Consider the following 10948-nt stretch of genomic DNA (forward strand, 5'->3'; position numbering starts at 1 on the left):
AAAAAATGGGCGAGAAAAAGAATATCAACGTTTTTGATTATGGACGGCCATTTTGGGCAGTGATTGGGGACGATAATGCCGCTAATGTGGCAGGTGCTTCTCAAATAGTAGCCGATTTGTTATTTGGCCCAAAGGGTATGGATGCGCAAAATTCTTTTGAACGTGGGAAAAAAGAGTTTAAAGACGAATTGCGCAGAGTGCGTTTTGAAAGCCCATTTACTTCTTTAGGCGCTGAAATGGCCGGAGAAGCGGCTTTTGGTGCTTTGGGCGGGGCCGTGGGCAAGGCCAATATGGCAAGGCAGGGGAGTTTATGGCACTTGTTCAATAAAGCAAACAGCTATGTAGGAGCGCGGCAATTAGAGCGTGCTTTGCGCAGGGGGGTGTTTGATAAAGATATTTTTGCGGGGCGGTTTTCCAGAAAGAGAATGAATGAGATTAATCAAGTCCGGCAGGAAAAGAACTATAAGCCTTTAACTTCCGACAGGGTATATTACGCGCCTGAAAATCAAGAACATATTTGGGAAAGAAGAATTATTGGCAACAATTCAGATCCTGCAGATGTAGCACGATGGCAAAGAGAAGCTTTATTTAATCCAAAAAGTAAAGCTTATCAGGGAAAAGATCGTTATCCAGAAGTGACGGAAATGATGCATGTGGACGGAAAGAAATCATACAGGGCTTATATTACGAATGGAGAAAAGGGTACAAAAGTGACAAGTGTGCGGAAACAAAGCATAAAAAAAGGAACTAGGTAGATGGACGCACCTCCCCATCATCGAACCACATATAAGAGCTCTTTATATGCCCCGGCAGGCCTGTGCGCAGGCTATAAATATATAGCCTTTTTTCTGCAGTTTACCTAGTTCCTATAAATAGTATAGCCGGAAATGAGTAAATTGTCAATACAGATTTTAGGAAAATACATAAAAAAGGAGTGAAAAAATGGGATTTTTAAAAAACCTGTTCGGTGGCAATGCAAATATGCCCACCTACGACATAGAAAAAGCCAAAGAAACAGCGCTTTGGCAACAGGGGCAAGCCCGCTACAACGTAAATAACGGGTTTGCCGGAATTAAGTGGGACCCGAAGACCAACACCCAACAAATTACCTACACACCACAAATGCAAAGTGTGTTTAATAATTTGTTTGGCGGTAGCAACGTAGATAAAAAAGCAGAGCAGGCGGCATATAATTCTTGGGCGGATAAAAATGAGCCTTTGTTTGACCGCCAGGCAAGTAAACTGCAAGACCAGTTGGCTAATCAAGGCATTCCGGTGGGGAGTGAAGCCTATTCACGAGCTATGGCAGATTTGTCGCGCGACCAAAACGATGCCCGCGCCCAAGCGCAAAATCAAGCCTATTTGACGGGGCAACAAACGCGCAATAACGAGATCAGCAATAATCTGAGCATTTTCAGCGCTTTTAATCCTTTGAACGGCTATCAGCCTGGCGCCGGCACTCCAACCACAGATATTTACAACAATGCTTATCAAAGTCAAGTCAATGCTTACCAGTACAACCAACAAGCTAAGCAAAACATGGCGAAAGGATTGTTGGATTTGGGTGGATCTGCCGTGAATTTAGCAGGAGGATTTCTTTTCTCAGATGAGCGCATTAAAGAGAATTTGCGCCCTGTCGGGCAACTCTTTAACGGGCTTACGATTTATGCGTTTAATTTTCCGGGGGAAGATATTACGCGCATTGGCCTAGTGGCGCAGGAAGTGCAAGAAGTCTTGCCGGAAGCCGTAAAAGAAAGCGAAGAAGGTCTGCTTATGGTGGACTACGGCCTTGCCACACAATTTGAAGAAGATGATGAACGGGGGGAAGAATAGTATGTCAATGAGTGAGTATTTGCAGAATTTTCCGAAGTTAAAAACCAATTATGCGCGTTCGGCACAAAAAGCCGAACAAGACAAAAACGGCTATTTTAGCGGGATTACGAGTTCTATTTTGGGGTGGAAAGCCGATAAAATAGATGCCCAAAATCAAAAGGCTTTGAAAGACTGGCAACTGCAAAACCAACAGGCCCAACAACAAGCTCTATGGGATAGAGAAGATGCAGTAGCATTGCGCAATCGCGGTTGGGCGCAGGAAGATGCCAAAACGGCCCGCGATAATGCTTTGGCTGACACTTTGAGAGCTTGGCAGAGAGAAGATTCTTTGGCTGCGCAAAAACAAAAAAGAGAAGATGCCCTTGCACACCAAAAACGCGCTTGGGCTGTGGAAGATAGAGATGCCGGCTACCAACACGATATGGCCAAATTTTTATCTACATATCAGCAAAAGCAGAACAAAGAGCAAGAAGCCCTTGATAAAGCAGCGCAAGCCAAAGCCCAAAGCGAAGAAACGGCAAGACGCGGCCTTGCAGAACTTCAAGGGGTGGCCGATCGGGGCAATATCGGCGCTTGGACTCGTTGGCGGCAGGATCGGCATATTACAGACGATGAGCAAGAGCAAGATTTAGGTGCTTTGTCGGCAGGGCTGGCCGCCATTGCTCCTATGGCTATTGGCAAACTCAAAGAAGCCGGTGTAAGCGGAGTGAACTCTTTGCCGGAGTTTATGACCTACGTAGGATTGGGAGAAAACCCGACCTCTGCGCAACTTAGAGGAGCGTTGCCGATTATTTCCAACACATTGGGATTTACCGATGTGAGCAAAATGGGGGGACAATATACCGCCCCCGTCAGAAAAGAAGAAAATAAATACGGGATTTAGCTATGGAAATTCAACAAGTAAAAGAACACGTGCGCGGCTTGGTAAAACTGGGAGTAAGCGAAAAGCATATTGATGCCTATATTGCCGATTGCGGATATACCGTTGAGGATATCAGAAACTACAAAGAGCCTGTGAAAAGCGGAGGTTGGGATACTGCCGCCAAAACAGGACGGGCCGTCGCGGAAGGGGCACTATTCGGCCTTGGCGATGTGTTGGGCGGCATAACAAATGCGGCGGTAGCCCCTGCGGCCAAAATGGCTACTTATTTACTGGAAGGGACCCCACTGTCTGCAACGGATTTCAATCCTGTAAAGAACTTCCGCGAGGGAAGAAAAGAGTTTGTAGAGGGGCAAAAAGAATTTGCCGAAAAACATGGCAAACTAAATACGGCCGCAGAAATGGTGGGCGGTTTGTTTACAGGCATAGGCGGCGCAGGAAAAGTGGCCGGGGCTAAGGCTTTAGCAAAATTGGGCAAAGTAGGTGCCGGTGGAGTGACTGGCGCATTGACAGGGGGCCTTTATGGAGCAGGAAGCGGCTTGACAGAAGACAGTGAAAAACTGGACCCCGTACAAGGTCTAAAATCAGCTGGTATAGGTGGCTTCTTAGGCGGTGCTTTTGGAGCCGGCGTGCCTGTGGTATGGAAGCAAGTAGGAAAAATTGCCCACAATATGAATAAACAGGTGCGCGCCTACAAACAACTTTCCAAAGCCGCCAAAGGCAAATTGGAAGAAAGCATTGATAAAAAAGTGCCTTTGATTGATATGGCCGACAAACGGGCTTTGCGTTTGATTTCCGGTGCGGATAAAGCCGACATGGACGCTTCTGAAATGCTGTACGATTATGCCAATAATCGTATGCAAAAAGTAAAGTCTAACACGGAGCAAGTATTGGATGATATTTTCGGCGATAAAGGCTACGATTCTGTGCTTAAAAAACGCCACGAGACCGCGCAAAAGCTAGCCGAGCCACTTTATGACAAAGTCTTTAGTGTACCGAAAGTCAAAATTGAATTAGACCCCATGGCTAAGTTGGTGGCGGAAGAACTAAGAAGCAACCCGTACAGCGCGCAGGCTTTGAAAGGATATCCGGAGAATTCTTTTAGATTTTTGGACGCTGTAAAACGTGGACTTGATTATAAAATCAAGGCCATTCAAACCGGCATAGAAACGGGCAAATTAAAACCTACCGACGGGGTTGTTTTGGGTGACTTGATGAAAAGCCGTGCTGATTTGCTTGCCAAATTGGACAAAGTAAATCCTAATTACAAAATAGCGCGCAGTGTGGCGGAGCAAGGTTTTAAATTTGAAGAAGGTGCCAAAGCCGGACAGCGTGCCTTTTTAGATCCGGCCGATGACATTATTTCTAAAGTCAGAGATATGGGGCGCTCCGGAGCCAAACCGGATTTTGCCGCCATGCGTAAAAAAGCCGCTTTGCTTAAGGGGCAGGGAGTAGCGGAGAGACGTTTGGCACAAATAGACTTGGCTGAACAAATCATTAATTCCGCCGCGGAAGCCGAAAAAGCAGGCTACAAAATGGGCATGGGGCAAGCTCTGCGTAAACTTTTGGAAGGTGGCGGTGCGGCTTGGGAAAATACCCCACAAAAGCTATTTAATCCAAACCGCTTGCGCAAAATGCAGGCGGCTGGCATTGATTTGAAAAAACAGCTGCCGAAAATTGCAAACGAAATGAAAACGGCTGAAAATTTACGCGGCTTGTTCCGTGGATCCCAAACAGCTGAACGCATTATGGATATGAGTGATGTACCCACAACCCCCACAGGAATCCTAACCAAAACCGCGAAAAAACTGCTCAGCAAGGCTTTCGTTGTTTCTCCTAAGGACATTGCACGCATGAGTATTGATCCCGGTTATGCGGCCATTATGAGAGCCAAAGCCGGAAGACTGCCGACGGGAAACTATGTAGACATCAGTGGCGCCGGCGGTGCTTTTTCTAATATTGCCGGGCCATTGACGAGTAGAGAGAAAGCAGAGGTTAGAAATCTGCTACGTCAAAAAATGCGTTCTCAAAAAATAAAAAAAACAATTTCAAACGAACAATCTCAAATAAAAAAAGGATATGAAGAAGTTAAACTCAATCCTCTGAAAGGAACTTTGCAGGGAAAAGATGATATTCTCGTTACCATGGACCCAAATGGAAATGAGAAATATTTTATCAATCGTGGGGCTGCTATATCTGACCCCAATAGTGGAAATATAATCGTGTCCGGAGACGAATTGCTGAAAGAAACCGGAACAAAAGGAAATTTTGGATTTTCAAAAATGATTTTCAAACACGATACAAGTGTAGAAGATTCTATGCGTGTACCAAACATCATCAGAGAATATCAACCCTACAAAATACATAACGAAAAAGAAAATTACCGAATACCACTAGATGATAAAGAAAATTTCTTGGTTGTCTTTGGAAATAACAAAGAAAAAAACAAGCGTCTTATTACTGCTTTTAGAGAAAAGAAAGACAAAAATAATACTTACTCAGAAAAAAGGCCCTTGAACGCTACTGATAACTCTGGTGCCATATCAGTAACTACTAGCCAAGTGGCGGGCGACGCCACAAAAGGCAGTCAAGGGCTTACAAATAGTATAGCCAATGAAAAAGCAAATGTCAAGAAGAAAAAGAAGAAAGATTTTAGCATGCGTGACTTTTTGATTTTGCTCCAACGCCCTTATAACTTGGGGCAACAGGGCGCTATCGGCGGGAAAAATTTAAATAAGGGGGATGAATAATGCCTTTTGACCAAAACGGAAACTTTAAACGCATTTACGGCCCGACAGGGTGGCAAGATGACCGCGATGCCGGAACGAATATTTTGGCCACGCGTCACGACGATGATGACAATGACAAAGCAGAAGCATTCAATCAATGTTTTTTGTCTGACGGCCGTAAGGCGGCCACCGGTGCTTTTAAAATGGGTGGCAACAAAATTACAGGGGTGGGCGAAGCAAGCGCTCCCCTTGACGTACCTGCCACCAAGCAGGTGCAGGCAAACGCGTTTAACTTCGGCAAAGACATTAGCGCCGAAGCAAACATCATTAAAGTCAATTTAATCCCCGCGCCGGAAAAATTGCCCAATAGCATGGTGGTATCGGTCCAAGTGTCTAATGACAATACCGGTCCTGCTACGTTGCAGCTTAACACATTGGAAGCAAAGCCAATTTTGTTTGGCGAGCAGGAATTAAGCGAAGGGATCTTGCGTGCCGGAAAGACGTATTTGTTCTTTTATAATGGCGCGTTGGGATCCTTTCAAATGATGACGTCCGGCTCATTCGTCGGGCGGAGTGTGGCTCCCGGCGCTATGATTATGGTGGACCATTTGCTTACCGGCGAAGATGCCATGGGATATGAGTTGCAAGGCACGCGCTGCTACAAAGGCAAATATTGGCAGTATTACCAAAAATTGGTGGAAGAATATGCCGAAGCGGTGGAACGCACCGAAACGATCGGCGAAACGCAATTTACTTATAAGGTTAATTTGGACAGCATGCGCCGTTTTTATAGCAAAAACGACTACGATAGCCGTTTTGCTTTGTGCGGAGACTCCGGCGGTTGGGTGCTTGATGAAGAAACTTTCTCTTTTTATCTGCCAAAATCCAACAACTACTTCCGTCCGGCAGTAGATGCAGACAATTTGTCTGCTTACCAAAAAGATACCATGCGCCCGCTGACGGGTATGTTCTCGGGTTTTGACCGCGGAAATCGTGGGAAATATGAAGGCATGTTTAAGGTGGAATCCCGCTTTAGCGCAAATGCGGAGTCCGGCGGGAGTGACGATTGGGGAACGCACGTAAAGGCAGATTCTGCCACGCTAGGCGAGCATTACGCAGGCGAAGAAACCGCGCCAAAGAGCCGCTTTGTAGCCGTCTATTACTATCTTGGCGTTTTTTATACCACTCCGGTGGAACAACTGCTTGGCACCGAAGGTGGCGGCGGTGGCGGTAAGCTGCCTGTATTGACGTGGTACAAAGAGCAGGAAGGCACCACTATTACAGCGGTTGGCTTGGAAGATGCGGAATTGGTGAAAGTTTATAAAAACGGCTTGCTGTTGGAGCCGGAAGCCGATTATACAATCAGCGGGGAAGAAATTACCTTTGTGACGGCTTTGGAATTGAGTGATAAAATCACGACGGAGGTCTATTAGTATGGCGGAAACAAAATTGAACGACAATCAGTTGGCTCAAGCCGGTTTGGACGGGGAAAGTGCGGCAACCGTTTTGACGGAACTGCAAACCAAATATGCGCAGGGGAAAATTGCATTGGCTAAAGCATTGACGAGTCGCGGGCAGGCTACCGAGTCTAAAGAAGAAATATTGGCTATGGCAAGCAAGGTTTATAATATTGTGCCGTCTGACGATACAGAAAATATTTATGTAAAGATGAGGACATCTTACACAAGAGGCCAATTAAATGACAATGGGTCGAATTATACAAATTGGAAAGAAGTAAACCAAAATCAAGATGTTGTGTTGTGGAGAGGTGGATTTCTTTATTATATCCCGTACGGCAATTACTCTAATATAGACGAACTGTTGGCGGGGGTAAAGTTTTCGTTGGAAGTTGGCGATGCTTCAAACTCATTTTGTTATATGGGTGTAAGTTTGGATGGAACGAAGGTGGCTATTTTTACGACCCAATACGACCTCAAGGTATACGATATTAAAGAAGATAGATTTGAGCTATTGCACGAAGTGACCGTGCAAACATATTATCCCAACGGAAATATAGCCGTGACTAACGACGGAAGTTTAGTTGTATATGCAAATCACAGATCAAATTATGAAGGATTGTCTTATTACAATTTTAATACTTCCCAACAAGCACTTTTAACTCCAATAATGAATACCGAAACAGATCTTCTGTTTAAAGACGGCTATTTATATGTGTTTGAATGTACTGGCGGCTCTGACTCAAGACATAAAATCAGAAGAAGACCTGTATCTTTTGATGAAAACGGCGCGGTGACTTTTGGAGCAGAAACGTCTGCGACGGTAAAACCAGGAGGGGGAGATGGATATATAGCGTCTGCTCGTTTTTATAGGTACGCAGACGAACTAATTGTGTATTGTATTACCGCTTATGAAAAGAACGACCCGCGCGGTGCGATGATATACAATTTAAGCATTGCAAAAGTATCTGATTTGTTAAACTTGTATCCAATGTCAACATTGCCGATGTGTGTGATAAGTGCCAGCATACAAACCAGTTCTCTTACGGATTTAGTAAATACCCACGTAGGAATTTGGCCTTTTAGCGCGAAGATAGAACTAGAAGGGAATTTGTTAAAATTCCGATCAGCTAGACTTGTGGAGCCTCTTATTTTTGATATAGAGACAGGGCAATGGCAAACTACTGAAGCTATAATATGCGACTATTCGACCCAAAATTCTTATGATGGAAATATGCCCCATATTATAGATAACCCTGATACGGGAATAATCATTACTTGTGATTGGCAGACAAACATATCTTATAGTCCTTGTACAGGAAGAATTTCCAGAAAATACATTACTTTTTACCATTACACAAAAGACAAAAAGCTGATAGGGAAAAAGTACAAAGGGCCAAATGGCGACGAAACGTGGTTTTTGTCTCCCTGTCGCGGAGACGCGCGAGTAAATGCGGGGTATTTTGACCTTAATATACCTGTGGCCCCCGAAACTGAGGAGTCCGGCGAATGATCAACAAAATTCAAGCATGGCTTTACGTTCTTGCAGCCATCGGTGCTATATCTTTTTGGGTGGTGACCATGCACGGAATCCCGCCACGCGTGGAGAAGTTAGAAACCAAAGTGGCATCCCATGAAAGACAACTTGCCGAAGACCGCGTGAAATTGGATCTCATTTTGGGATCCGTCACGCGTATGGAAAGTTTTATCTTGCAAAGACACGCAGGAGGGAATTGATATGCCAAAATTCTCTAAAATCAGCCGTGAACGGCTCAATTCCTGCCACCCCGATATTGTGCGCGTGTGCGAGGAACTGATCAAGCAATACGATTTTTCCGTTCTGCAAGGATATCGGGGGGAAAAAGAGCAAAATAATGCCTTTGAGCGCGGCAATTCCAACGTGCGCTACCCGCGTAGCGCGCATAACAAAACGCCGTCTTTGGCGGTGGATATTGCCCCGTACCCGATTGACTGGGAAAACTTGGAGCGCTTTCGCGAAATGATTTACCGCTTTGACGCGTTGGCCTGTATGCTGCGCGGCATCGGCAAAATAAAAAGCCATTTCGTCTATGGCGCTTTTTGGAAAACGTTAAAAGATTTTCCACATATTGAAATAAAGGAGAAAGAACATGAATGAAGTGTATAACTGGGTTTGTGCCCATTGGAAAGATATATGTGTCATTTTGACGGCACTGGTCGGTTTGGCTACGGTGGTAGTAAAATTGACCCCTACACAAAAAGACGATAATGCCGTGGCTAAAGTGATTAAGGTCTTGGAAGCATTGTCTTTGTGTAATGCAGACGGTTCCTTTGTGGGAGCAAGCAAACCGGTAGAAAACAAACCGGAAGAGAGTAAATAATGTCTTCGGCTTGGATAGTGCTGATAGGTGCCGTCGGGGCGGTGTGGTGCATTGCCGCCCTTGCGGCCAAAGTGGCGCGCCAAAAAGTCCTTTTGGCGCAAAAAGAACAGGAGAAACTGGCAAATGAAAAAGTGGACAATGCTATTGACCGTGCTAATACTATGGACCGCGATGAGTGCCTTGAGCGGTTGCGCGGCGGTAGCGGTAAATAATGCCGCGGTTTGCCGGATAACCTTTGACTATACCGATGAGGGCTTGGACGGCTTAAATACGCAGAATTTGCGGGCTTTGGTGGCTTTTAAGGAAGTATGTACCAATGAGCGATAAAGACTGCGCCTTGAGCGAATTTAACCGATACCACAGCGAATGTCTGTGTTCTCTAACTGCGGCACCTTGCCGGATCGTCTGCCGGCCGGATTGCCCGCATAGAAAGCAGGTGCAAAAGGGGAAATAATCGGAAATGTGTGAATTGTTTCCGTTTCGGAAATAAACACTTTTTTAACCTGTAAGGTTTTCTTACAAGTTACCAAGGTTTCCTCGGTAAGTGAGGGAATGGATCTTTGACAATTTGAAAAAAGTAAAATGAAACCCCCACCGATTGGGGTGGGGGAGATTATTTTGCATATTTCCATTCTGGCGGTCTTGGGTTGGACTGCGTTTCCGGAAGTTGAGACTCCAACAAGTGCCGTCTGGTCATTTTATATTTACCATCTGCATTATTTTTTAAATCGTTAGCCGTATGACAAAAGGGTGGAAGAACGGATACTTTTTTACCGGGAAAATTACGCTTAATTGCAAGAATAGCAGGTACCAAGTCACTATCAGCCGAAATAATTACAGCCTCATCAAAAGTATTCTTTAAGGCACTTTCCAATAAGTAAATGGCTATATTTACATCGGTTAATTTTTCTTCATGCCCAGTATAGGATTTATTACATTCCGGACAATTTCGGGTCTTTTTTTTGAACTTACCATACACGATTTCTACACAATGAGATTTCGCAAGCAAGGCCGAAATATACATTTGTTGTTTAGGAAGAGAAGTGGACTTCCAAGATAAAGTAGTAAAATACTTAATACCGGACAATTCTTCTATATTGGTGTCAACAAAGAAAGAACATAACTTCTCTAAATCAAGCCATTTTGCATTAATAAACTCAGAATCTGTCAACGCCGCTCTTTCAATAGCGTGATACAAATTAAAGCCATCTACAAAGAAAATTTTCCGTGATTTTTGTTTATTCATATAAAAAAAATCCCCAATCCTTTTGAGATCGGGGGGACAATTAAACCGATTAAAATTTAATTGTGATGTACATATAATGTAGCAAAAAAATACATAAAAATCAAGTGGTAAAAAGAATTTCCCAATCCCTTGATTTATAGTATAACAAACAGGAGAATTTATGTCAAAAAACCATATCAAAAATAAAATTCTTGTTATTAAAAATTTAATGAAACAAATAAAAGGTACCCCCTGTGAGGTCTATTCCCGCGTGGTAGGGTATTTGCGCCCTGTACAGCGGTGGAATGATGGAAAAAAGACCGAGTTCAACATGAGAAAAATCTTTGATGTCTCTAAAGAAAAAACGCAAAAATCTTAAAAATAAAACATAGAAAAAAACTAAAAAAGTGCTAGGGTCGAAGTAGGGGGCACTCAGACGGTGTATAAAATCCCTCCCTCTCCGT

General features: G+C 44.2%; 13 protein-coding genes. 11 read left to right on the forward strand and 2 right to left on the reverse strand.

Features of this window, described 5'->3' with window-relative positions; translation table 11 throughout:
- Positions 1 to 5 precede the first annotated feature (5 nt).
- The 10 genes from IKL48_00145 to IKL48_00190 all read left to right on the forward strand — a co-directional run bounded on the left by IKL48_00145 (position 6) and on the right by IKL48_00190 (position 9471).
- Positions 6 to 755 carry a hypothetical protein gene (locus IKL48_00145; GenBank protein ID MBR3603100.1) on the forward strand — a complete coding sequence of 250 codons (750 nt, stop codon included), beginning with the start codon at positions 6 to 8 and terminating at the stop codon, positions 753 to 755.
- A gap of 187 nt (positions 756 to 942) precedes the next feature.
- A complete protein-coding gene (locus IKL48_00150; GenBank protein MBR3603101.1) occupies positions 943 to 1833 on the forward strand; it encodes a tail fiber domain-containing protein in 891 nt (296 codons plus the stop codon).
- A 1-nt stretch (position 1834) separates the two neighbouring features.
- A complete protein-coding gene (locus tag IKL48_00155; protein ID MBR3603102.1) occupies positions 1835 to 2716 on the forward strand; it encodes a hypothetical protein in 882 nt (293 codons plus the stop codon).
- 2 nt (positions 2717 to 2718) lie between these two features.
- Positions 2719 to 5463: a hypothetical protein gene (locus tag IKL48_00160; protein ID MBR3603103.1), complete on the forward strand. Its 2745-nt coding sequence runs from the start codon at positions 2719 to 2721 to the stop codon at positions 5461 to 5463.
- On the forward strand, positions 5463 to 6875 hold the full coding sequence (locus IKL48_00165) for a hypothetical protein (protein MBR3603104.1): 1413 nt from the start codon (positions 5463 to 5465) through the stop codon (positions 6873 to 6875). The genes IKL48_00160 and IKL48_00165 overlap by 1 nt, the downstream gene beginning before the upstream one ends.
- 1 nt (position 6876) lies before the next feature.
- The gene (locus IKL48_00170) at positions 6877 to 8412 is read left to right on the forward strand and encodes a hypothetical protein (protein ID MBR3603105.1); all 1536 of its coding nucleotides are present in this window, start codon (positions 6877 to 6879) and stop codon (positions 8410 to 8412) included.
- On the forward strand, positions 8409 to 8636 hold the full coding sequence (locus IKL48_00175) for a hypothetical protein (GenBank protein ID MBR3603106.1): 228 nt from the start codon (positions 8409 to 8411) through the stop codon (positions 8634 to 8636). Before IKL48_00170 ends, IKL48_00175 begins: the two co-directional genes overlap by 4 nt.
- A 1-nt stretch (position 8637) precedes the next feature.
- A complete protein-coding gene (locus IKL48_00180) occupies positions 8638 to 9036 on the forward strand; it encodes a hypothetical protein (protein MBR3603107.1) in 399 nt (132 codons plus the stop codon).
- Complete coding sequence (locus IKL48_00185) at positions 9029 to 9259, forward strand: hypothetical protein (protein ID MBR3603108.1); 231 nt, start codon at positions 9029 to 9031, stop codon at positions 9257 to 9259. The genes IKL48_00180 and IKL48_00185 overlap by 8 nt, the downstream gene beginning before the upstream one ends.
- Positions 9259 to 9471: a hypothetical protein gene (locus IKL48_00190; GenBank protein ID MBR3603109.1), complete on the forward strand. Its 213-nt coding sequence runs from the start codon at positions 9259 to 9261 to the stop codon at positions 9469 to 9471. The genes IKL48_00185 and IKL48_00190 overlap by 1 nt, the downstream gene beginning before the upstream one ends.
- 135 nt (positions 9472 to 9606) lie before the next feature.
- Here IKL48_00190 and IKL48_00195 read toward each other — a convergent pair whose 3' ends face one another.
- Positions 9607 to 9753 (reverse strand): hypothetical protein, encoded by a 147-nt coding sequence (locus IKL48_00195; protein MBR3603110.1) that lies wholly within the window; start codon positions 9751 to 9753, stop codon positions 9607 to 9609.
- A gap of 119 nt (positions 9754 to 9872) precedes the next feature.
- Positions 9873 to 10505, reverse strand: coding sequence for an NYN domain-containing protein (locus IKL48_00200; GenBank protein ID MBR3603111.1), 633 nt, complete (start codon positions 10503 to 10505; stop codon positions 9873 to 9875).
- Positions 10506 to 10665: 160 nt separating this feature from the next.
- On the opposite strand from IKL48_00200, the gene IKL48_00205 reads away from it, so the two are divergent.
- Entirely contained in the window at positions 10666 to 10863 is a 198-nt protein-coding gene (locus IKL48_00205; protein ID MBR3603112.1) for a hypothetical protein, read from the forward strand.
- Positions 10864 to 10948: the final 85 nt, after the last annotated feature.

The sequence above is a fragment of the Elusimicrobiaceae bacterium genome (genome assembly GCA_017520185.1).
In the GTDB taxonomy this organism is placed as follows: Bacteria; Elusimicrobiota; Elusimicrobia; order Elusimicrobiales; family Elusimicrobiaceae; genus Avelusimicrobium.

Coding starts and splice junctions, on each gene's coding strand:
- IKL48_00175 (MBR3603106.1), top strand. CDS start 8,409: ATGATCAACAAAATTCAAGCATGGCTTTACGTTCTTGCAGCCATCGGT.
- IKL48_00180 (MBR3603107.1), top strand. CDS start 8,638: ATGCCAAAATTCTCTAAAATCAGCCGTGAACGGCTCAATTCCTGCCAC.
- IKL48_00145 (MBR3603100.1), top strand. CDS start 6: ATGGGCGAGAAAAAGAATATCAACGTTTTTGATTATGGACGGCCATTT.
- IKL48_00160 (MBR3603103.1), top strand. CDS start 2,719: ATGGAAATTCAACAAGTAAAAGAACACGTGCGCGGCTTGGTAAAACTG.
- IKL48_00170 (MBR3603105.1), top strand. CDS start 6,877: ATGGCGGAAACAAAATTGAACGACAATCAGTTGGCTCAAGCCGGTTTG.
- IKL48_00155 (MBR3603102.1), top strand. CDS start 1,835: ATGTCAATGAGTGAGTATTTGCAGAATTTTCCGAAGTTAAAAACCAAT.
- IKL48_00205 (MBR3603112.1), top strand. CDS start 10,666: ATGTCAAAAAACCATATCAAAAATAAAATTCTTGTTATTAAAAATTTA.
- IKL48_00185 (MBR3603108.1), top strand. CDS start 9,029: ATGAATGAAGTGTATAACTGGGTTTGTGCCCATTGGAAAGATATATGT.
- IKL48_00150 (MBR3603101.1), top strand. CDS start 943: ATGGGATTTTTAAAAAACCTGTTCGGTGGCAATGCAAATATGCCCACC.
- IKL48_00165 (MBR3603104.1), top strand. CDS start 5,463: ATGCCTTTTGACCAAAACGGAAACTTTAAACGCATTTACGGCCCGACA.
- IKL48_00190 (MBR3603109.1), top strand. CDS start 9,259: ATGTCTTCGGCTTGGATAGTGCTGATAGGTGCCGTCGGGGCGGTGTGG.
- IKL48_00200 (MBR3603111.1), bottom strand. CDS start 10,505: ATGAATAAACAAAAATCACGGAAAATTTTCTTTGTAGATGGCTTTAAT.